The 20,744-nt window shown below is 62.2% G+C and carries 18 protein-coding genes; 10 read left to right on the forward strand and 8 right to left on the reverse strand.

Going from position 1 to position 20,744, the window contains the following annotated elements:
* The first annotated feature begins 7 nt into the window (after positions 1-7).
* Positions 8-1,168 (forward strand): branched-chain amino acid ABC transporter permease, encoded by a 1,161-nt coding sequence (locus tag SSPSH_RS00975; protein ID WP_006913225.1) that lies wholly within the window; start codon positions 8-10, stop codon positions 1,166-1,168.
* A gap of 129 nt (positions 1,169-1,297) precedes the next feature.
* On the opposite strand, the gene adhP is transcribed toward SSPSH_RS00975, so the two are convergent.
* Entirely contained in the window at positions 1,298-2,323 is a 1,026-nt protein-coding gene (adhP, locus tag SSPSH_RS00980; RefSeq protein ID WP_006913224.1) for an alcohol dehydrogenase AdhP, read from the reverse strand.
* 184 nt (positions 2,324-2,507) lie between these two features.
* On the opposite strand from adhP, the gene SSPSH_RS00985 reads away from it, so the two are divergent.
* From SSPSH_RS00985 to SSPSH_RS01005, 5 genes are all read left to right on the forward strand, one after another.
* Complete coding sequence (locus SSPSH_RS00985) at positions 2,508-4,028, forward strand: aldehyde dehydrogenase family protein (protein ID WP_006913223.1); 1,521 nt, start codon at positions 2,508-2,510, stop codon at positions 4,026-4,028.
* Positions 4,029-4,198: 170 nt separating this feature from the next.
* Positions 4,199-6,061: an ABC transporter ATP-binding protein gene (locus tag SSPSH_RS00990; RefSeq protein ID WP_006913222.1), complete on the forward strand. Its 1,863-nt coding sequence runs from the start codon at positions 4,199-4,201 to the stop codon at positions 6,059-6,061.
* Positions 6,061-6,957, forward strand: a complete 897-nt coding sequence (locus SSPSH_RS00995) for a DMT family transporter (RefSeq protein ID WP_006913221.1) — start codon at positions 6,061-6,063, stop codon at positions 6,955-6,957. The genes SSPSH_RS00990 and SSPSH_RS00995 overlap by 1 nt, the downstream gene beginning before the upstream one ends.
* Positions 6,958-7,041: 84 nt before the next feature.
* Positions 7,042-8,298 (forward strand): sensor histidine kinase, encoded by a 1,257-nt coding sequence (locus SSPSH_RS01000; protein WP_006913220.1) that lies wholly within the window; start codon positions 7,042-7,044, stop codon positions 8,296-8,298.
* Positions 8,295-8,834: a response regulator transcription factor gene (locus SSPSH_RS01005; RefSeq protein ID WP_040607155.1), complete on the forward strand. Its 540-nt coding sequence runs from the start codon at positions 8,295-8,297 to the stop codon at positions 8,832-8,834. The genes SSPSH_RS01000 and SSPSH_RS01005 overlap by 4 nt, the downstream gene beginning before the upstream one ends.
* Here SSPSH_RS01005 and SSPSH_RS01010 read toward each other — a convergent pair.
* The 4 genes from SSPSH_RS01010 to SSPSH_RS01025 form a co-directional block, all read right to left on the reverse strand.
* Positions 8,831-10,222: a PepSY-associated TM helix domain-containing protein gene (locus SSPSH_RS01010; RefSeq protein WP_051339717.1), complete on the reverse strand. Its 1,392-nt coding sequence runs from the start codon at positions 10,220-10,222 to the stop codon at positions 8,831-8,833. The two genes, SSPSH_RS01005 and SSPSH_RS01010, sit on opposite strands and share 4 nt — an antisense overlap.
* Before the next feature lie 26 nt (positions 10,223-10,248).
* Positions 10,249-12,447 carry a TonB-dependent receptor gene (locus tag SSPSH_RS01015; RefSeq protein WP_006913217.1) on the reverse strand — a complete coding sequence of 733 codons (2,199 nt, stop codon included), beginning with the start codon at positions 12,445-12,447 and terminating at the stop codon, positions 10,249-10,251.
* A gap of 133 nt (positions 12,448-12,580) precedes the next feature.
* Positions 12,581-13,294: an RES family NAD+ phosphorylase gene (locus tag SSPSH_RS01020; protein WP_006913216.1), complete on the reverse strand. Its 714-nt coding sequence runs from the start codon at positions 13,292-13,294 to the stop codon at positions 12,581-12,583.
* Positions 13,291-13,716 (reverse strand): MbcA/ParS/Xre antitoxin family protein, encoded by a 426-nt coding sequence (locus SSPSH_RS01025; RefSeq protein ID WP_006913215.1) that lies wholly within the window; start codon positions 13,714-13,716, stop codon positions 13,291-13,293. Before SSPSH_RS01025 ends, SSPSH_RS01020 begins: the two co-directional genes overlap by 4 nt.
* A gap of 137 nt (positions 13,717-13,853) precedes the next feature.
* On the opposite strand from SSPSH_RS01025, the gene SSPSH_RS01030 reads away from it, so the two are divergent.
* The 3 genes from SSPSH_RS01030 (at position 13,854) to SSPSH_RS01040 (ending at position 17,031) form a co-directional block, all read left to right on the forward strand.
* On the forward strand, positions 13,854-15,104 hold the full coding sequence (locus SSPSH_RS01030) for a dienelactone hydrolase family protein (RefSeq protein WP_006913214.1): 1,251 nt from the start codon (positions 13,854-13,856) through the stop codon (positions 15,102-15,104).
* Positions 15,105-15,159: 55 nt separating this feature from the next.
* Positions 15,160-16,038, forward strand: a complete 879-nt coding sequence (locus SSPSH_RS01035) for a DMT family transporter (RefSeq protein ID WP_006913213.1) — start codon at positions 15,160-15,162, stop codon at positions 16,036-16,038.
* Between the two features lie 96 nt (positions 16,039-16,134).
* Positions 16,135-17,031: an NAD(P)-dependent oxidoreductase gene (locus SSPSH_RS01040; protein WP_006913212.1), complete on the forward strand. Its 897-nt coding sequence runs from the start codon at positions 16,135-16,137 to the stop codon at positions 17,029-17,031.
* A gap of 199 nt (positions 17,032-17,230) precedes the next feature.
* Here SSPSH_RS01040 and SSPSH_RS01045 read toward each other — a convergent pair whose 3' ends face one another.
* Positions 17,231-17,914, reverse strand: coding sequence for a cyclodeaminase/cyclohydrolase family protein (locus SSPSH_RS01045; RefSeq protein WP_006913211.1), 684 nt, complete (start codon positions 17,912-17,914; stop codon positions 17,231-17,233).
* 44 nt (positions 17,915-17,958) lie between these two features.
* On the opposite strand from SSPSH_RS01045, the gene SSPSH_RS01050 reads away from it, so the two are divergent.
* A complete protein-coding gene (locus SSPSH_RS01050; RefSeq protein ID WP_006913210.1) occupies positions 17,959-18,321 on the forward strand; it encodes a SpoIIAA family protein in 363 nt (120 codons plus the stop codon).
* Positions 18,322-18,352: 31 nt separating this feature from the next.
* Here SSPSH_RS01050 and SSPSH_RS01055 read toward each other — a convergent pair whose 3' ends face one another.
* Both SSPSH_RS01055 and SSPSH_RS01060 read right to left on the reverse strand, forming a co-directional pair.
* Positions 18,353-20,152 carry an IucA/IucC family protein gene (locus SSPSH_RS01055; protein WP_006913209.1) on the reverse strand — a complete coding sequence of 600 codons (1,800 nt, stop codon included), beginning with the start codon at positions 20,150-20,152 and terminating at the stop codon, positions 18,353-18,355.
* Positions 20,152-20,742 carry a GNAT family N-acetyltransferase gene (locus tag SSPSH_RS01060; RefSeq protein WP_021031263.1) on the reverse strand — a complete coding sequence of 197 codons (591 nt, stop codon included), beginning with the start codon at positions 20,740-20,742 and terminating at the stop codon, positions 20,152-20,154. Before SSPSH_RS01060 ends, SSPSH_RS01055 begins: the two co-directional genes overlap by 1 nt.
* Positions 20,743-20,744 lie beyond the last annotated feature (2 nt).

The raw sequence follows: 20,744 nt of genomic DNA on the forward strand, positions 1-20,744 counted from the left end.
CGCCGTTTTGAACCGCTTGTTTTCCGGCGACTACCCGCGCAGCCGGCTGCTCAGCGCGGCACTGCTGCTCATATTTCTCGCCCTGGCTCTGGGGCCATTCCTGTTCGACGGCATTCGCACATTTTCCATGCTGGGCATGATGTGCGTGTTCATCATCGTCGTCGCATCCTACGACCTGATGCTCGGCTATACCCATATCGTATCGTTCGCCCATACGATGTTCTTCGGCATCGGCGCCTACGGCATCGCGATTGCCAGCGATCATTACGGCAGCGGCTATGGCGCACTCTTCGCAGGCATCGTCGGCGCGCTGCTGGCAAGCGTGCTGCTATCGCTTCTGCTGGGCCTGTTGTCGTTGCGCGTGAAAGCCATTTTCTTCGCGCTGGTGACGCTTGCCGTGGCATTCGCGTTTCTGAGCCTGGTGACCCAGCTCTATAACGTGACCGGCGGTGAAGATGGTCTGGCGGTACGCAGCCCGCGCGAACTGGGGCCGGCGTTCCGCCCGTTCGATTTCCAGGTGCCCGGATTCAATATCTTTGGCTTTCTCGTCGCCGCTGTTTCCAGCCCGGGCGAGATCGGCCAGGCGTTCCAAGAGGCGCTGTTCAGCGTGCGACTCAGCGGGCGACATCTGACCTACTACATCACGTTCGTGACCATGGTCGCGATATTCTTCTTCCTGCTGCGCATGGTCAATTCGCCGTTCGGTCGGGTACTTCAGGCGATTCGCGAGAACGAATTCCGGGCCCAGGCGCTGGGCTATCGCACCGTGTTGTACCGAACCGCCGTTGTCGTCGTTTCAGCCCTGCTGGCCACTGTGGCCGGCATACTTTTCGCGTTGCTGAACCGCTACGTGAACCCGGAGAACACGCTCAATTTCGAGCTGATGATCTTCATTCTCCTGATGTGTGTCATCGGCGGCATGGGCACGCTTTATGGCGCAGTCATTGGCACGGTGCTCTTCCTGCTGGCCCAGAACTACCTCCAGGACCTGCTCAAGCAGCTCGATGCGCTCGTACCTGCCGATACGCTCATCGCCGAACTCATCAACCCGGATCGCTGGCTGCTGTGGTTCGGGCTGCTGTTCATCCTCAGCGTCTATTTCTTCCCGTCGGGTATCGTCGGCCAATTGCGGATCTGGTCCGCGAAGCGATCGTCGGGCCAAGACTGAACACAGACGATGCCCAGTCGCCAAAGCAGGCGCAGTGTTCGCAGATCAACCCGCGCCTGAAAAAAGGCCGGGCGCTTTTGCAGCGCCCGGCTTTCCCTCTCTTCCCCCCCCGCCCCCAAGGCGAACGCGTTAGAACTTGATCACGATACGGCCGTCGACCCGCCCGTGCTCGAGATCCTCGAAGATGCTGTTGATGTCTTCCAGGCGCTTTTCGTGCAAATGCGTCTTGACCTTGCCCTCGGCGGCAAAGGCGAGCGCTTCGCTCAAATCCTTGCGACTACCGACGATCGAGCCGCGCAAGGTGATGCGCTTGAGCACCACATCGAAGATCGGCGTGGGAAATTCGCCCGGCGGCAGGCCGACCATGGCGACCGTGCCCTTGCGTCGCACCATATGCAGCGCCTGCGAAAATGCGGGCGGCGAAACAGCCGTCACCAGCATGCCGTGCGCGCCGCCGCCGGTGGCAGCCATGACCTGTTCCACGGCGTCTTCATCGCGGGCGTTGATGGCCACGTCGGCGCCCAGTTCGCGCGCCAGGGCCAGCTTGTCAGCCGCCACATCGAGTGCCACCACCTTGAAGCCCATCGCCTTGGCGTATTGCACGGCGACATGGCCGAGCCCGCCGATACCGGAAATGGCAACCCATTCGCCGGGTTTGGCATCGGTTTCCTTGAGGCCTTTGTAGGTGGTCACGCCCGCACACAGAATCGGCGCGATCTGTACATAGTCTACGTTGTCGGGTAGGCGCCCTACATAATCGGCATGGCCGATTGCGTATTCGGCAAAGCTGCCGTTGACGCTATAGCCACTGTCGTTCTGCTGTTCGCAGAGCGTTTCCCACCCGGTGATGCAGTATTCGCAAGCGCCACAGGCATCGTGCAGCCAGGCAATACCAACCGAATCCCCTTCCTTGAGATGGGTGACGCCTTCACCGACCTTAACGACCACGCCCGCACCTTCATGACCTGGAATCAACGGCAGGTTCGGCTTGACCGGCCAGTCGCCATTGGCGGCGTGTAGATCGGTATGGCACACGCCGGTCGCCTTGATCTGAACCAGGACCTCGTCGCGACCCGGGGTGGGGATATCGACCTCTTCAATCGTCAAAGGCTCGCCAAAGCGGTGAACAACAGCTGCTTTCATTTTCTGGGTCATGACTTTGCCTTTCGGATTCGAAACATAGCTTCGAATCTAACGTGCTCACATACAGGCACCATGATCTATATCAACTACTCCGCCCTTCGGGCTGCGCGATAGTCATGATTGCCTGTTCGTGCCACCACACCGATCAGTAACCGGTATGTAGTGCACGAATCATCTACAGCCTCGGAGTGAAGTCATGGACGAAAAAGTCGATCCCAGCGCATTGGAAAGCCATAGCTTGCGTAGCCGCTACGACAACTTCATCGGTGGCGAATGGCGCGCGCCGACACAAGGCCGATACTTCAGCAACAAGAGCCCGATCGACGAAAGCGTGCTCTGCGAAGTCGCCCAGTCCGATGCCAGCGATGTCGAACGTGCACTCGACGCGGCCCACGGCGCACGCGAGGCGTGGGCACGCACGTCGCCGGCAGAGCGTGCGGAACTGCTCTACAAGATCGCCCAGCGTATCGACGACAACCTCGAGCTGCTCGCGCGCGTGGAAACCCGCGATAACGGCAAGCCGATTCGCGAAACGCTGGGCGCGGACATACCGCTGGCAGCAGATCATTTCCGTTATTTCGCCGGCTGCATACGTGCCGAGGAAGGCTCGATCGGCGAAATCGACCACGATACGGTGGCTTATCACTTTCGCGAGCCGTTGGGCGTGGTCGGCCAGATTATCCCCTGGAACTTCCCGCTGCTGATGGGCGCCTGGAAACTCGCACCGGCGCTGGCCGCAGGCAACTGCGTGGTCATCAAACCGGCATCGAATACGCCAATGAGCCTGGCCGTACTCATGGATCTGGTCGGCGACCTGTTGCCGGCGGGCGTGCTCAACGTGGTGTTCGGCCCCGGTGGCGAGGTAGGCAATGCGTTGGCCGCCAGCCCGCGTATCGCCAAGATCGCGTTTACCGGCGAAACCACCACCGGCCGCCGCATCATGCACGCCGCGGCGGACAACCTCATCCCACAGACCATGGAGCTGGGCGGCAAATCGCCGAACATCTTCTTCGCCGATGTAATGGACGCCGACGACGACTTCCTCGACAAGGCACTGGAAGGCCTCGCGCTGTTCGCCTTCAACAAGGGCGAAGTCTGTACCTGCCCATCGCGCGCGCTGGTACAGGAATCGATCTTTGATGCGTTCATGGAGCGTGCGGTCGAACGCGTGGCCAATATCCGTGTGGGCGATCCGCTGGATCCCGAAACCCAGATGGGGCCGCAGTGCTCGAGCAGCCAGTACCACAAGATTCTCGAATATATCGATATCGGCAACAACGAAGGCGCCCAATGCCTGACCGGCGGCGAGCGCGCACAGCTCGACGGCCATCTGGAAAACGGCTATTTCCTGCAGCCGACGGTGTTCTCCGGCAATAACAAGATGCGTGTCTTCCAGGAAGAGATCTTCGGGCCGGTGCTATCGGTGACCACCTTCAAGGACATCGATGAAGCCATCGAAATCGGCAACGACACGCCCTATGGCCTCGGCGCCGGCGTATGGTCACGCAGCGTTCACAACACCTATCGCGTAGGCCGCGCCATTCAGGCCGGGCGCGTCTGGACGAACTGCTATCACCAGTACCCGGCCCATGCGGCCTTCGGCGGCTACAAGGAATCCGGCTTTGGGCGCGAGACCCACAAGATGATTCTGGACCACTACCAGCAGACCAAGAACCTGTTGGTGAGCTATTCGACCCAGGCCCAGGGCCTGTTCTAGTCCTTAGCACGACCGGGTGCGATCGAGCGTAGCCACCGCGCTCGATCGCACCCCGGCCCGCGGCTGAGCACTGCCGAGGAGGGCCGAACCCGCGACGGCTGCCGACACAACGACCATACGCTAGACTGGCGCGCCTTTCGCAACCCGGCGCCTTGTCGCCCCGTTCGCCCATGTTTGGTCTGTTCGAACGCCTGGTCGCACCCTTTCCGGACGACGGCCGTACGCCGCCACGCGACAGCCTGCTGCGTTATATCGCTTTCTATGCAAAGCCCGTATGGCCGCTACTTTTGGCCATGGCTCTGCTGACTGCAGCGATTTCCGTGATCGAAGTGTCGCTGTTCGCCTTTCTCGGCCATATCATCGACTGGTTCGCGACATCGCCGCGCGAGACGTTCGTCTCCGACAACGCCCTGGCGCTGACCTGCATGGCGCTGGTGATACTGGTCGTACTGCCGCTGCTGGTATTTATTGAAGGGCTGGTGACGTTTCAGGCGCTCTCGGGCAACTTCCCGATGCGTTTTCGCTGGTCGGTGCATCGCTGGCTGTTGAGCCAGTCGCTGACGTTCTTTCAGGATGAATTCGCCGGTCGGATTGCCACCAAGCTCATGCAGACCGCGCTCGCCGTGCGTGAGACGGTGATGAAGTTTCTGGACGTCATGCTCTACGTGGCGGTGTATTTCACCGGCATCGTGGTGCTTGTCGCCGGTGCCGACTGGCGTCTGGCGGTACCGTTCATGTTCTGGCTGGTGGGCTATATCGCCCTGCTTCGCTATTTCGTGCCACGGCTGGGCAGGGTGGCCGAACGCCAGGCCGATGCACGTGCAGCGATGACCGGGCGTGTGGTGGATGCCTATACCAATATCGCCACCGTGAAGCTGTTCGCCCATACCGAACGCGAAGGCGATTACGCCCGCCAGAGCATGCAGGCGTTCCTGAGCACCGTGTATGCGCAGATGCGCAAGGTGAACGGCTTTTATGCCAGCCTGTATCTGCTCAATTCATTACTGCTGATCGCGGTGGCCGCCCTCGGCATCACGCTGTGGCAATCGAGCCTGATCAGCGCCGGCGCAATTGCGGCCGCCCTCGGGCTGGTGCTGCGTATCAACGGCATGGCGCAATGGATCATGTGGGAAGTCTCGCAGCTGTTCGAGAATATCGGCACGCTGCGTGACGGCATGGGCACCTTCTCCAAAACCCAGGCGCTGGTGGACGCGCCCGACGCAACGCGTCTCGCCGTCCCCAAGGGCGCAATTGCCTTCGACAACATCGGCTTTCACTACGGCCGCGGCGCGGGCGTGATCGAGAATTTTTCTTTGCAGATCGCACCCGGCGAAAAGATCGGCCTGGTCGGGCGCTCGGGTGCTGGCAAGTCCACGCTGCTGTCGCTACTGCTGCGTTTTCACGATGTGGAATCCGGCACGATCACGATCGACGGCCAGAACATCGCCCAGGTCACCCAGTCGTCGCTGCGTGAAAACATCGGCATGGTCACCCAGGACACGGCCCTGCTGCACCGCTCGGTCGGCGACAATGTCCGTTATGGCCGGCCCGACGCCAGCGACGCCGAGGTCGAAGCGGCGCTGACCGCTGCGCATGCACGTGCTTTCATCGACGATCTGGTCGATGCCCAGGGCCAGCGCGGGCTCGATGCCATGGTCGGCGAGCGCGGGGTGAAGCTCTCCGGCGGCCAACGCCAGCGTATTGCGCTGGCACGCGTCATGCTCAAGAACGCGCCGATTCTGCTGCTCGACGAGGCCACCTCGGCGCTGGATTCCGAAGTCGAGGCCGCGATCACCGAAAATCTGCAGCAGCTTATGCAGAACAAGACGGTGATCGCGATCGCCCATCGGCTGTCCACCATCGCCGAACTGGATCGGCTGATCGTGATCGATGAAGGCGCCATCGTGGAGGCCGGCACGCACGCCGAACTCATCGCCGCAGACGGTCTTTATGCCCGCCTCTGGCGGATGCAGTCCGGCGGTTTTCTGGCCGACGCGCCAGCGCCGACAAGCCACAAACAAAGCGCCGGCTGATGCAGCGCGCTGCCTCCAAGGCCGCGCTCGCCTACCCGCTGCTGGTTGCCACCACGCTGGCCTGGGGGCTGAATGCGGTCGCCGGCAAATTCGCGGTGGGCCATATCAGCCCGCTGCTGCTCACGCATCTACGCTGGGGCGGCGCATTTCTGGCGGCACTGCCGTTTGCCTGGCCCTATCTCAAACAGGACTGGCCCGTCATTCGTCGCCATGCGCCACTGCTGATCGCCTATGGCGCGATCGGTTTTTCCGGCTTCAACGCGGCTCTTTACAGCGCGCTCAATCATACGAGTGCGATCAATGTGGTGATCGAACAGGCCGGCATGCCGGGCGTGATCTTCGCGCTCAATTTTCTTGTGCTGCGTGAGTACATCACGGCGCGCCAGCTGTTGGGATTTGTCATCACGGTGGCCGGCGTCGCGCTGATCGTATCCGGCGGCCAGCTCTCCCGCCTGCTCGCGCTCGATCTCAATCGCGGCGATGCGCTGATGCTGGTCGCCATCACCTGCTACGGCGGCTATACCGCGGCGCTGCGGATCAAGCCGCCCATGCACTGGCTGAGCTTCATCGCCGTGATTTCGTTTACCGCCTGGCTCGGCTCGTTTCCATTCGCTGCCTGGGAATATGCCAGCGATACGATCATCTGGCCGGATGCGATCGGCCTGTCCGTGGTCGGGTTTGCTGCCCTGGTGCCCGGCCTGATCGCGCAGACCGCTTTCATCCGCGGCAACGAACTGATTGGCGGCAACCGGGCCGGCATATTCCTGAACCTGGTACCCATCTTTGGCACGTTACTGTCGGTCGTGTTGCTTGGCGAAACCTTGCACCTCTTTCATGTGGTAGCGCTAACACTGGTGCTTGGCGGCATCGCACTGGCCGAACGTGGCGGTCGTTGACCCCGATGCGACCGATTGTCGCAGCGACGGCGTTCAACCGGCGCGACCGTTATCCTGACCTGGCGATTCGATCGACCTGAACGCATGCAGGCTGTTTTCCGACTGACGCCAATCCGGCTACTCACCTGGCTCTACTGGCTGCGCTGGGCCACGATTGCCTGCGTCTTGCTAGCCGTGGCAGCCGCACCGGCTTTATCGAGCATCACGCTGGCCACGCGCACGCTGCTCGCCGTGACCGTAATCGTGGCAGCAATCAACGCCTTGATCGGCTGGAGTCTGCGCCGGGCGCGCCCCGCCACGGAGGTGGAGCTGCTCGCACATCTGGTACTGGATGTCGCCGCACTCACGGCATGGCTTGCCTGTACCGGCGGTTCGGCCAGCGCTTTCGTATCCATGTACCTGCTGCCGATCGCGATCGCCGCAGCCGCACTGCCGCGCGCCCAGGCGTGGCTGGTCGCAGCGCTGGCCGGCGGTGCGTATACGGCGCTGTTGCTGCGTTTTCTCTATCCGCGGCCGATGGGCCACCACGGCGATTTCGCCCTGCATGTGCTCGGCATGTGGGCGACGTTCATCGTCAGCGCTGCCCTGCTGGTGGTATTCGTCGGCAGCATGGCGTCGGCGGTACGCCGGCGAGATCGTTCGCTGGCAGCCGCACGCGAGCAGATGCTGCGAAACGAACAGATCACCGCGATCGGCGCGCTCGCCGCAGGCGCTGCTCACGAACTGAGCACGCCGTTATCGACCATGTCGGTGATCGTATCCGAACTGCGTGACACCGAGCCGCCGGATACGCCGTTACAAGCCGATCTTGCTGTGCTGAATCAACAACTGGCCCTCTGTGCGCATCAAATCGATCAGCTCCTAGGCGCTGCCGAACCCACTGGTACGGCGCAAACGCCGGTTTCCGTGGTCGACGCCTTGCATCAGATCGTTTCACGCTGGCGGCTGATGCGCCCGGATATCCATGCCTCGGTGAGTGTCGATCCCGCCCTGGAGACGGCGAGTCTCGAAGACGAGGTTGCCTTCGGCCAGGCGCTGACGAACGTGCTCAACAATGCGGCCGATGCGTCCCTGAGCAACGACAGCGACCGGGTCGACATCGCCGCTCAGCGATACGATGACCGTCTGGATATAACCATCGACGATGCCGGCACCGGGATTGCGGATGCCGATACCGCCCGCGCCGGCCGTTTGCGATTTTCGACCAAGCGCGAGGGGCGCGGGCTGGGGCTGATCGTGTCGCACGTGAGCCTCGATCGACTGGGCGGCGAAATCAGCCTCAAACGCCGGCCCGAGGGCGGCACGCGCACGCGCGTTGTCGTACCGCTTTCGCCCCAATGAGCAAGTCCATGCGCGTACTGCTTATCGACGACGATCCGGTTTTTGCTGCCACCCTCGCCCGCGCCCTGGGCCGTCGCCGTATCGATACCGCCCTCGCCCACAACGCCGACACCGCGCTCGAGCAAGCCGTACAGTGGCAACCCAGCCATGTGCTGCTGGACCTGAATCTTGGCGGCGATATATCTGGCCTGGATCTGATCGCACCGCTATGCGAGCGCGTCGCCGATGTTCGCATCACCGTGCTGACCGGCTATGCCAGTATCGCCACGACCGTGACCGCCATGCAGCGCGGCGCCGTCGGCTATCTGGCCAAACCGGTCGACGCGCCCACCGTGCTGGCGGCACTAGCCGGCGAGAACGACAGCACGGCAAGCGACACGCCCGGCAAGCGTATGTCGCTCAAACGGCTGGAGTGGGAACATATCCAGCGCGTACTCGCCGAACACGACGGCAATATCTCGGAAGCCGCGCGCAGCCTGGGGCTGCATCGGCGCACGCTCCAGCGCAAGCTCGACAAGAAACCCGTGAAGTTCTAGATACGAACCGCGCGCAACGTCTGCAGCAGCCAATCCGCAACTAGAGCCACGAGCAAACTGACACCGGCCAGCGGAAACACGATCGCCATGGCAATGACGATTACACCCAGATATCGCATACGCAGTGGCGCGCGCCGTGGCGGTGCGCCCAGCCTGCCGGCCGGGCGTCGACGCCACCACATCACGAAGCCGGTGAGCACGAGCAGCGCAATCGCGATACAAGTCGCCAGCATGACCAGTTGATTGGCCAGACCGAAATAATTGCCCATATGCAAAGCAACGCCTAGCTCGATAGTCTTGCCGGCCACGCCGTAATCGTCGAATGCGATATCGCGCAGTACCGCCCCGCTATAACGGTCGATAAACAAGGTGCGCTGGCCTTGCGGGCGATCGGGGTAAGTCTGGGCCTTGTACACACCCGTCGCGCCGACTGGCAGCATGAGCCAGTAATCCTCGGCCAGGCCCTGTTGGGCGATGATCCGACGAACCCGATCCACGCCGATATCGGGCGCGGGCAGCGCGCTTTCGTCACGGGAGGCGCTAGCGCCGTGATGGGCATGCCCGGCCGATGAATTCGGCGGCGCGACGTTTTCCAGCGCCCAGGGTGTACCGCGGCCCCGTTCGGCCGGCGTCGTCAGGGGCGCTTTGGCCACCGACGCCGGCGGCGTACGTGCGCCCGAATAACCCAGTCCCAGCGCTTCGACGGCGGGCGTAAACAACTGTCCGCCCCAGATACCGGCCCACGGCAAGCCGGTGAAGATCAGAAACAGAATAAGCGCCGCCGCGTAGATGCCGGTAATGGCATGCACATCCCGCCAGAAGCGCCGGCCACGAGCAGCAAGCCGGGGATACCACACGCCGGCTTTGCCCGACCGGCGCGGCCACCATAGATAGAGACCGGTCACGATCAGAATCGCGGCCCAGCAGGCGGCAAGCTCTACGACCGCATCGCCGATCCAGCCCAGCATCAGCGACCCATGGACGGTATCGGCGATACCGACCAGCGTGCGTTCATAAACGAACGAACCCAGCACGGCAGCGCTCGCGGGGTCTACAAACACACGCCGCGGCATGCCCTGCTCGGGCGTAACGAACAGCATGGCGCTGCGTCCGGCATCGGTCGGCATATTGATACGCGTGACCGTGGCATCAGGGAATGCCTGTTCAGCGCTGGCCACCCAACGGCTGGCCGGCACGGCCGGGCCAGCGCTGTCGACGAACATCAGATCGGGATAGATGATGTCGTTGAGTTCGGTATTGAACAGATAGATCGCGCCGGTCACGGCCAGGATCAACAGGAACGGCGCCACCACCAGGCCGGCATAGAAATGCCAGCGCCAGACGGTCGCATACCAGCGCCCCGCCGGACGCACTTTGGACGCGGTCACGGCCCCATCGTGCTGGTCGGTCGCGCTCAAAAGGCCCCCGTCCATGCCAGTTCCGCGCGCCGGGGCGCACCGATATAGATCTGGCTGGAACTGTAGCCCGACCAGTCGCCATAGAACTCGTCGGTCAGATTACGACCGCGCAGCGTGAGCGTGCCTTCAGCCCCGGCCATGTTCAGGGGCATGCTCACCCACGCACCGAACACCGTATGGCCATCGACCCGAATCGTGTTGGCCTGGTCGGTATAGAAATCGCCGGCATGCTGCGCGTCCGCACCCAGCGTGAACGGCAACTGCGCGAGTGTGTAATAACTGCTCAGATTGGCCACCCGTTCCGGTACGTTCACGGGCGTATTGCCCGACAGATTGCGTCCACTGCGATCGACAAGTGTGGCGTACTCGGCATCGAGCACAGCCAGATTGGCGTCCACTTGCCAGCGCTCGGTCAACGCCAGGCCCAGATCGAGTTCGACACCGCGCGATTGCAGGCTACCGCCCTGTCGCGTCTGCTGTGGATTGGCCGGGTCCTGCGTCAGAATGTCGTTCTGTTTGATCTGGTAGAGCGACGTGGTCAGCGTGGCGCGGTCGTCCCAGAAGCGATTACGCATGCCGATCTCGATGGCATCGCCTTCGGACAGATCAAACTCGGCGCGCGCGGTATTCGACAGCAACAGACTGCCGACAGGCGATACCGCATGATTGAACTGGGCATAGACCTGATCGCTGGCGCTGAGTTCATACACCGCGCCCACGCGCCAGGACACCGGATCGAACGAGCGGCCGAACCTGGTACGCGTATTGGCCACGAGATCGTCGATACGGCGATCCAGATCGATATGCTCGTAGCGCGCGCCGGCCACCACAATGAAGTCGTCCGTGAGGTTGAGCGCATTCTCGGCAAACACGCCGACGGTATCGACCTGGCTATCGTAGTTCACCCGGGTGCTGAAGTTTGCCGGGGTATCGTCCGGTACACGGCCACGATCCGGATTGGCCACCGTGACCGAGGTGGCACTGCCAAAGCGCCGGGGCGTAGCGAAGTTGCTGTGCTTGTATTCGCCGCCGAGGGTGAACCGGTTGCGATGACCCGCCAACTCGCCATCGAAATGCGTATAGGCCCGCTCGCTGACGAAATCCTGATCGTGGGCGATACGGCCGGTTGAACGATCAAGCAGCCCGGTCGCCGGATTGAACGTATAACTGTCGGTTTCCACCCAGTTACGGTCGGCGCTGTAATAGGACAGTTCGTTGATGAACTCCCACTGATCGCTCAGCGTGTAGGCAAGCCGAGTGCGGAGCCAGTGGCTGTCGGACTCCATCAGCGCGTTGCGCGGGTTGTAGTTGGTATCGCGTTCGGCCTTGTCGAGTACGAGATCACCCGGCGCACTAACGATGTTCGACGGGTCACGCGCCGCTGAGCGAGCCACCAACGGTGCGCCGTAATAAGTCGCTGCATAGTTGTCGCGAAAATAATCATAGGACGCCGACAGCGACAGACGATCCGTGGCTTCGAAGAGAACGCCGGTGGTGAGCTGGGTGGTCCGCGAATCGTTGTCGTCGATGAAGCCGTCCGAACGGCGATGCGACAGATCCGCCCGTACCGCCACCCGATCCGAGAGCACGCGATTGCCGCCAATGCCGGCACGCAGCGTATTGAAACGGCCCACGCTCGCTAGCCCTTCTGCCGAGTTGCCCTCGAGCGAGGGTTTCTTGGTCACCAGATTTACCGTGCCAGCCAAACCGCCGTCGCCGTGCAGTACCGAAGCCGGCCCCTTCAGGATTTCGATGCGTTCGAAGTTGAAGGTGTCGAAATCACGGATGACCAGTTCTGAATCGGCCGCGCGCATGCCGTCGAAAAGATAGTTCACGTTGCCGCGCGGAAAGCCGCGCATCGACAAGGACGCAGGCGAACCCGGAATATTGCCGCCGGTCACCCCCGGCAGCGTGCGTGCGGCCTCGGTAAAAGTCCCCAGCCCGCGCCGCTGCATGGTCTCGCTGCTGAGCGTTTCGACCGTGGCGGGCAACTCCTTGGGCGCGAGATTCAATCGATTGCTGACCTCGGTTTCGCCAGCGATCGCCGGCACGAGCGCGCTGTCTTCGATGGTCAACGGCGCCAGCGTTTCGCGTGCATCGCCGCCCGGTTGGGCCATACTCGGCGCGGCAACGAAAGACAGGCCGATGGCCATGAAACCGGCACGCGGCAGTGCCGCGACAATACGAATCCGCATGAATCATTCCCCTGAGCAAGCGTTGGCAAGCTTAGGGGCGGCGCGGGCCGTTGCCCATGAGACAAATTGTCGCAGGCATGCCCCAAACAACTGACACGGCTCGAAAAAATGACGCCGAGTCGGCGTGTGCCCGTCAGCCGTGCGGTGCGATACCGCTTTCGCCCAAGGTAACGACATCGGTGATCCGGGCGCCGTCCCAGATATAGCCGAAGTGCTGGCCCTGTACGGCAGGCGACAGCACCCGCGCGCGCATCGCCGCCACGCATTCACCTCCCGGATCGCGCACGCTGGGATAAACGATACCGCTCTCGCCGGCCGCATACACCTGCACGCCGTAGCGTTGCGAGGCGGCATAGTTTTGGGCGTCGAGCAGCGGCTGTGCGGCCACCGAATCGTCACGCAAATCACGCAGATCGCCGTCGAGCTCGACCTGATAGACGCGCATTTCGATCGTCATCGGCGGCTGCTGGCTGTCGGCAAGAAAGCGCTCGCGATGAAACACCGTCTCGCGCACCGCGGTGGCTTCGCTTTTCGCGGCATAGAACACGCCGAAACTGCCGTCGGAAAACCGCGATCCGGCGGGATTGACGTGGGTGAACGCCGCCATCACCGGCGTCGCGCCCGGGCCTGTCATACGCTCGTCGACCGGCACTCGCGACAGCTCGCCAACTTCGTCGCGCAGACGGTCGTTGGTGAGCGACTCGACCGCGAAAGTGGCCTCCAGATCGGCTGCGTCGGCTACACGATCGAACAATCCGCGCGGCGGAAAACGCGAGGGCACGAGCCGATAGCTGGGCTGCCAGCGCACAGGTCGGCGCGCAAAATCGTCGACAGCCAGCCCACTCATGCCCAACCGCCCCGCTCGGCATCGAGATGGCGCCGCACCACCGACAGATCTTCGATATGGCCGGCCAGCATGCGTTCCAGCGGTGTCTTGCCGCCGAAAAGCGGATTGCTGTTGGGCTGCTTGATCCAGCCGTCGGCCGCATCGGCGCGCGGCAGGAGCATTTCCAGGCTTTTATAGACACCCAGCAGCAGCGACAAACGCTCCATCTGCCCCACATCGAGGGTGATATTCGGCGCGCGTTTCCAGCGCCGGTATGTGCTCACCGGCGTACCCAGCAAACGCGCGGCCTGAATATCGGTCAGTCCCCACTGGCGGGCGATACCGAACCAGGTACGTAACGCACCCGGACTGATCCGGCGCCGCAGTTCGGCGTCGTGAATATCCGCACGAGCATCCTGTTGGGCGGCAGCAGCTGATGTCATGACTGGCTCCAGGTAATCATATGATCACTTTAAACTATTTTACGATCATTTGATAATTAGTAAGATTGGACACTCGTTTGGCCTGCGTCGATCGCTGCCCGATAATGCGCCATCGTTGTATGAGCCAAGCAGTAGTTATGACCGCCAACACTATCCAGATCGACGCCCCCGATGGCAGCCGTTTCAGCGCCTATCGCGCCCTGCCGGAAGCCGGCAATGGGCCGGCGGTGATCGTGCTGCAGGAAATCTTCGGCGTGAACCGGCATATCCGTGAGGTGTGCGATTTCTATGCCGAGGAAGGCTATATCGCGATCGCGCCCGATCTGTTTCATCAGTTCAAGCCGGGTATCGAGCTTGGCTATGAACCCGAAGACTTCGAGCAGGCCTTCGGCTATTTCCAGAATCTGGATATCGACCGCACGATGGCCGATATCGGCGCGACCGTAGCCGCCGCGCGGGCCATGGATGAAGTCGTGGCCGAACCCAAACGCGGCGATGTGGGCGTCGTCGGTTTCTGCCTGGGCGGCAAGCTCGCCTATCTGGCCGCGGCGCAATGCGACGTGGACTGCGCAGTCGGCTATTACGGCGTGGGTATCGACGAATCATTGGATCTCGCCGACGCCATCGATTGCCCCATGGCGCTGCATTTCGGCGGCCTGGACAAGTTCTCGCCGCCCGAAACCATCGAAAAGATTCGCAGCGTCTTTGCCGGCAACCCCGACGTGCAGGTGTTCGTCTACGACAACGCCGATCATGCCTTCAACCGCTGGGGCAACGATCACTACAACCCCGGCGCCGCCCGGCTGGCCCACACGCGCACGCTGGCCGTACTGCGCGGCGCACTCGGCCCGCGCTACGATCTGGCAGCCATTGCCGACCACCACTTCGAGCTGGAATTCGCGGCCCGCGATGTCGACGCAACCATGACGACCATGGTCGCCGAGCCCTATGTGAATCATGTGCCGACTATGACCGGCGGCACCGGCCACGACTATCTCAAACGCTTCTACAAGCACCACTTCATTCCGAAGAACCCGGCCGATCTTCAGATGAAGCCGATTTCGCGCACGGTCGGCGTGGACCGCATGGTCGACGAATTCGTGCTGTGCTTTACCCACGACTGCGAAATCGACTGGCTGCTGCCGGGCATCGAGCCCACCGGAAAATACGTCGAGATTCCTTTCGTGGCGATCGTGACCTTTCGTGGCAACAAGCTCTACAACGAGCATATCTACTGGGATCAGGCCTCGCTGCTGGTCCAGATCGGCAAGCTCGACCCCACCGGCCTGCCCGTCGCCGGCGTCGAAACTGCCCAGAAACTGCTGGACAAGAACCAGCCCAGCAACGACCTGATGCGCAATTGGGCCACCAGCGCCGATCTCGACTGATGACGACGTGCCGTCGACGACGCCACCGTAGCAACATCGCGCCAGGCCTGCCGTGATGCTGGCGCGTGCGCTGCCGCTGTTCTTCGTGCTTATCTGGTCAACCGGCTTCATCGCCGCGCGTCTGGTTACGCCCTACGCCGATCCGCTGACGTTTCTGTGTTATCGCTACCTGCTGACGGCCGCCGCATTCGTAGTCATCGCGATCGCGGTGGGCGCGCCCTGGCCGCACGGCCTACGCGCGTGGACGAATGCGCTGGTCGCCGGCGTGCTGCTGCAGGGAATTTATCTCGGCGGTGTCTTCTGGGCGGTCAACGAGGGCCTGCCCGCCGGCGTGGCCGCCCTCGTGGTCGGCCTGCAGCCGCTGCTCACCGCGGCGCTGGCGTTCCCCCTGCTCGGTGAAACGGTGGGCACACGCAAGTGGGTGGGCATTGCTCTGGGCTTTGGCGGTGCCATGCTGGTACTCGAACCGCGCCTGGCCGTGGATATGGCCGAGCTCAGCCCGGGCCCGCTGCTGGCAGTGTTTGCCGCCATGCTCGGCATCACCCTGGGCACGATCTGGCAGAAACGCACCGGCGCGGCGGCCGATATTCGCACGAATGCCGCCGTGCAGTTCATTGGCGCGGCCCTCATGACTACGCCTGTCGCGCTATGGCTCGAAAGCGGACGTTTCGAGACGACCTGGCAAGCCTGGACCGGCTTGCTGTGGTCGTCGCTGGGTTTATCGGTGGGCGCGATTTCGCTGCTGCTTTTTCTCATTCGCCGCGGCTCGGTGGCCAGCGTGGCATCGCTGTTCTATCTGGTGCCGCCGGTTGTCGCTGTCTTCGCGTATCTGTTGTTCAACGAAACGCTCAATACGCTGCAGATCATCGGCATGGGCGTGGCGGTGGCGGGCGTGGCCATAGCCAGCCGAACCGGACGCGCGGCGGTCGCGTAGCAGCCTCACTGCGAATCGGACCACCGCCGCTCAAAGCCATTGCATTATGCACATGATATCGTGTCGTGCTTTTATGACGTTGATCCGGAGCGATCCATGAAAACAGCCTTTCTCGGGCTCGGCACGATGGGCGCGCCCATGGCGAGAAATCTTGTCGCCGGCGGCGTCGATCTCACGGTCTGGAACCGGTCCAGACAAACGGTCGACTCGCTGTGTGAGGCCGGTGCGCACGCGGCGGATTCACCTGAAGCCGCGGTGGCGGACGCCGATGTGGTGTTCTCGATACTCGCCGACGATGCTGTCAGCGAGAAGGTGGTCGTCGAATCCGGCGCGCTTGCCAGGATGAAGCGCGGCGCTATTCACGTGAACATGGCGACGGTGTCCGTACCCTTTGCCCAACGCATGGCCGCCCTGCACGCCGAACATGGCGTGCAGTACGTGGCCGCGCCGGTGATGGGCCGTGCCGATGTCGCGGCAGCGGCCAAGCTCAATATCCTCGCCGCCGGCGACGATCACGCGATTGAAACCGTCACCCCGCTGCTTGAAAATATGGGCCAGAAAGTGTGGCCGGTAGGCGCGTCGGCCGAGATGGCCAACGTGGTCAAGATCCAGGTCAACTTCATGCTGGCCGTGGCGATCGAATCCATGGGCGAAGCCTGTGCGCTGGGCGAGGTGTACGGCATCGAAACCGGCAAGTTCCTGGATATCGTTACCAATACCCTGTTCGCCTGCCTCGGCTATCAAAGCTACGCCAGGCTGATTCGCGAATCCCGATACAAGCCTGCGAACATGCCGGCGACACTGGGCAACAAGGATGTGGGCCTGGCGTTATCGGCGGCCAACGACCGCCAGGTGCCGCTGCCGCTGGGTGGCGTGCTGCGCGACAGCCTGAACGAGATCATTGCCAACGGCGACGGCGACAAGGACTGGGGTGCGCTGGCCGAATACGCGGCCAAACGCGCGCGTATCGACCGCTCGCGGGAGCGTTCTTAACTCGCCAAGAAATAGCGTTAATTGTGTATGAGGTCGGCCGCGTTCATACAAGCATGCTGTCCGCAAATGAACGCCAAGAAGCGCAAATAAGGCATCAAAACGCGAGATCGAAGTAACTGAAATCGGCGTCGCGGACCTGGTGCCGGACTTTGTACATCAGAAATGACGCTGCGGTGCCTGATTGTTAAGGCGTGCGCGATTACGAGCGAGCGCGAAGCAGACGCTCGAGCAACCGGTCGGCCTCGGCCTGTAGCGCGGCGCGCTGGCCGGCCAGCTGGCGCCGCTCGGCTTCGTCTTCGAGCCCGTCGATGTTGGTATCCACGTTGATCAACACCATCGACAGGCCGGCATGGACGAGCCGCGCGCCGGCACGGGCATCGCTTTGCAGGGCCGGCTTGATGTCGCCCATGGCCTGCTCGGTGTATTCGAGTGGCTCAAGACAGCAACGCGCCGTCTCCAACGGCACCTGATTGATGCGTTCGACGGCGCGATCCAGCCGCTTGTCCGCATCGTTTTCGTCTGCGTGTTTCTTCGCGGCCAGATAGGCCTTGAAGGCGGCGATATCTTCGTCCGCATAGCCACTGAGCTGGGTTACCAACTGCTGGGCCTGCGCGATCAAACGCGCACAGCGCGTATCCTGATCTTTCGACTGCGTGAGCCGCAGTCCCTTGAGTACCAGTGCAAGCCCGTCGGCGGCGGCGTTGGCGGCCACCGCCCCGCAGCCGGGCATGGCGCGGGATTGGATATCGTCGCGAAACGCGCCCAGCGTCATTTGCGTGGTGCTTGGTGTGGCCATGCCAATCGGCTCGTGTCGAATCAGATCGCCGAGTGTCGCACGGGCGGCCCGGCGCACCTCGCCCCGTGTCATCGAAACGCCGGCCATCTCTGATAGCGTGACGGTTCATTTCGAAACCGTAGAGCTACACGATGCTGCGTATTGCCCCGTTCAAGCCCGATGTCGACTACGTCGTGCCCATCGAAATCGACGGCGAAATCAACGCCCGCGATTTTTCGAACGTGTTGTCGAAGATGGAAGAACAGCTCGCCAAACACGACAAGCTACGCCTTTATATCGACATCAAGTCGCTGGGCGGCATGTCGGCTTCGACCGTGTTCAACGAGCTCAAGGACGCGATCAAGCACTGGGAGCGCTTCGACAAGCTGGCCGTGGTCTCGGATGTGGAAGGTATTCGTACCGCCACCACTGTGATCGACAAGCTCTCGCCGAATACCGAATGCGAAACCTTCCGCGCGGCCGATCGCGACTCGGCCCAGGCCTGGGTGGCCTAGGCCAACTGCGCGCAGGCGCCGCGGCCGGATTTCAGCCTGGCCGTGGCGCAATCGGATTGACCAGCGTACCCGCAAACTGCAGATTGCCGGCCGGATCGTCGAGGTCAATCATCTGGGCGTTGTTGCGCAGCTGCAGTCGGTTCAGGCAGGAGCGCTTGAACTCGGGCGCGAACAGGTCGTAGCGCGCGAACTTGTCGGCGAATTCCGGATGGGCGACCTGATAATTACGTACACAGTCGGCCACCTGCTGCCAGAACGCCTGCTGCGAATAGCCGCGTTCGGTGTGCAGACTCGCGCCGATATACCGAAAGATCAGATCGAACAGATCGGTAAACAGGCTGAGCACCTTCAGCTCTTCGGGCACCTCCACCGATAACCGGGCAACCTCACCGGGCAGCTCGATCTCGGTATTCATGATGCCGACCTCTTCGGCGATATCCTTCATGATCGCGCGTACCGGCACGTTGTCTTCCAGCACCAGAATGATGTTCTCGCCGTGCGGCATGAACACCAGATCGTGGGCGTAGAAACAGTGCAGCAGCGGGCTCATGTAGGCGTCCAGATAGCGCGCCAGCCAGCTGTCGATATCCAGCGGTGAGGCATCGATGAGCGCGCCGATCACGGACGCATCACTGGCGTCGCGATGCAGCAGCGCGGCCATGGTCATCAGGCGCTGACCTTTCTCGATCTGGTTGATCGGGCTTTCCCGCCAGAGCGCGGCCAGCATCTTGTTGTAGGCGTCGGTTTTGGGTGCTGCGGCTTCGAACTGCGGATGCCGATAACCGATCGACGCGACCTCACGCAGAATAGAAAACCCCTTGTTCTGCAGATAGGCATCACCACGAATGAGCTGGTCTATCCAATCGTTGATTTCCGGCGTGCCACGCATGTAGTAAGGCGATAGCCCGCGGGTAAAGCCCATATTGAGGATCGACAGCGCCATCTTCACGTAGCAGCGCTCAGTGTTGTCACGATTGAACAGCGTACGGATGGACTGCTGAGCCTGATAGGTGTCCTGGCCAAAACCGAGATACACCAGATGCTGGGACGCGATCTCGCCCGCGAACAAATAGACAAGCTTGTTGTGCCATTGCCACGGATGAACCGGCATGAACAGATAGTCGGCGGGATCGAGGCCTTGTGCGACCAGACGATCGATAAATGCCTCGTGATTCGCCCCGTCCAACTCGGCGGTAATATGTTCGCCGTAGCTGCGGTCGGCGCTGCAGGCGAACTCGGCTCGATCAATGTGTGCGGCCACCCACACCAACCGGATGGGCGCGGCGGCTTCGGGTGTATAGGCACGATAGTCGACGCTATCGAAACCGATACGCCCGCTGTTGGCCACAAAAGCCGGATGGCCTTCCATCATCGCCGCTTCGATCTGCTGGAAATCGCCGTCGACGAAATTCGCGGCTGCGGGGCCGCCGTGAGCGAGCTTGTAGGCCATGCTGTAAAGCGTGGCCGTAATTTCCTCCAGATAGATCGGCAGCGCGGCGGGACCGATGCCGAGCACCTCACGCAGCTCGGTGATCAGGGTGACCGCATCCAGTGGCGCAGGCGCGCCGCCAACGGTTCTTTCCAGCGTACCGGCCTCGATATGCCAATGCTCGAGTTCGAGCACACGCGCGGCAAAGCGATAGCGCACGCCGTGATCGAGCGACAGCGTATAGACGTTATCGTCGCCGCCGTCTTTCACGGGGGTGATCAACAATTCATGGCTGAACTCGCTGATCATCTTCGTGACCATACGGGTATTCGCCGCGGCCCAGGTTCGGGCATCGAGATGGGCAACGGCCTGTTCGGTCGCGCTGATGGGCATACGGGTCATCAAGCAGAATCCTTTGCTATGGCATCGCGAAGCGCGGCGTCGTAATCGACCCGCGTACAGGTTGCAAACCAGGCGGTCTTGCCGGGCAGCTCGATCTGACGGTGATAGACAAAGCCGGCGCGGCGGTTGATCGGATGAATCGCATCGTTGCTTACATCCGGCTCGACCACGACACGCTCGACGCGCTCGTCGCTGAACAGAAAATCCATGATCTGGACGAACACGGCCCAGGTGAAACCGGGGATACGTTTGTCGGCCGGGGCGACCAGCACGTGCATGCCCACGTCGCCCGGCTGCACATCGTAGTGATCGCCAATGGCCTCTGCGGTCGGCGCATAACGCTCGATCAGAAACGTGGGTCGGTCGTCGTGCAGGCCGATGAAGGCATCGAAATCGGGCGACGCGGCAAGTTCGGTGAAGTAGTCATGGATCTGGCCGGCACTGAACGACTGCATGCCCCAGAAGTGGGCATGGTCGCTGCGCAGCCAGGCGTGGGCTGTGGCGACGTGACGCTCGATATCCAACGGCGTGATCGCCAGTTCGCCGATACCGGGAATCATGCGTGCCTGAAGCACAGGTCTAGCGTTCAAAG

The organism is Salinisphaera shabanensis E1L3A (assembly GCF_000215955.2).
Lineage (GTDB): Bacteria > Pseudomonadota > Gammaproteobacteria > Nevskiales > Salinisphaeraceae > Salinisphaera > Salinisphaera shabanensis.

Excerpts from the sequence above, each read along its gene's own strand:
- SSPSH_RS01005 (WP_040607155.1), top strand. The coding sequence starts at position 8,295 with ATGAGCAAGTCCATGCGCGTACTGCTTATCGACGACGATCCGGTTTTT.
- adhP (WP_006913224.1), bottom strand. The coding sequence starts at position 2,323 with ATGACCCAGAAAATGAAAGCAGCTGTTGTTCACCGCTTTGGCGAGCCT.
- SSPSH_RS00995 (WP_006913221.1), top strand. The coding sequence starts at position 6,061 with ATGCAGCGCGCTGCCTCCAAGGCCGCGCTCGCCTACCCGCTGCTGGTT.
- SSPSH_RS01045 (WP_006913211.1), bottom strand. The coding sequence starts at position 17,914 with ATGGCCGGCGTTTCGATGACACGGGGCGAGGTGCGCCGGGCCGCCCGT.
- SSPSH_RS01025 (WP_006913215.1), bottom strand. The coding sequence starts at position 13,716 with ATGACATCAGCTGCTGCCGCCCAACAGGATGCTCGTGCGGATATTCAC.
- SSPSH_RS01035 (WP_006913213.1), top strand. The coding sequence starts at position 15,160 with ATGCTGGCGCGTGCGCTGCCGCTGTTCTTCGTGCTTATCTGGTCAACC.
- SSPSH_RS01055 (WP_006913209.1), bottom strand. The coding sequence starts at position 20,152 with ATGACCCGTATGCCCATCAGCGCGACCGAACAGGCCGTTGCCCATCTC.
- SSPSH_RS01030 (WP_006913214.1), top strand. The coding sequence starts at position 13,854 with ATGACCGCCAACACTATCCAGATCGACGCCCCCGATGGCAGCCGTTTC.
- SSPSH_RS01050 (WP_006913210.1), top strand. The coding sequence starts at position 17,959 with ATGCTGCGTATTGCCCCGTTCAAGCCCGATGTCGACTACGTCGTGCCC.
- SSPSH_RS01015 (WP_006913217.1), bottom strand. The coding sequence starts at position 12,447 with ATGCGGATTCGTATTGTCGCGGCACTGCCGCGTGCCGGTTTCATGGCC.
- SSPSH_RS01020 (WP_006913216.1), bottom strand. The coding sequence starts at position 13,294 with ATGAGTGGGCTGGCTGTCGACGATTTTGCGCGCCGACCTGTGCGCTGG.
- SSPSH_RS01040 (WP_006913212.1), top strand. The coding sequence starts at position 16,135 with ATGAAAACAGCCTTTCTCGGGCTCGGCACGATGGGCGCGCCCATGGCG.
- SSPSH_RS00990 (WP_006913222.1), top strand. The coding sequence starts at position 4,199 with ATGTTTGGTCTGTTCGAACGCCTGGTCGCACCCTTTCCGGACGACGGC.
- SSPSH_RS00985 (WP_006913223.1), top strand. The coding sequence starts at position 2,508 with ATGGACGAAAAAGTCGATCCCAGCGCATTGGAAAGCCATAGCTTGCGT.
- SSPSH_RS01000 (WP_006913220.1), top strand. The coding sequence starts at position 7,042 with ATGCAGGCTGTTTTCCGACTGACGCCAATCCGGCTACTCACCTGGCTC.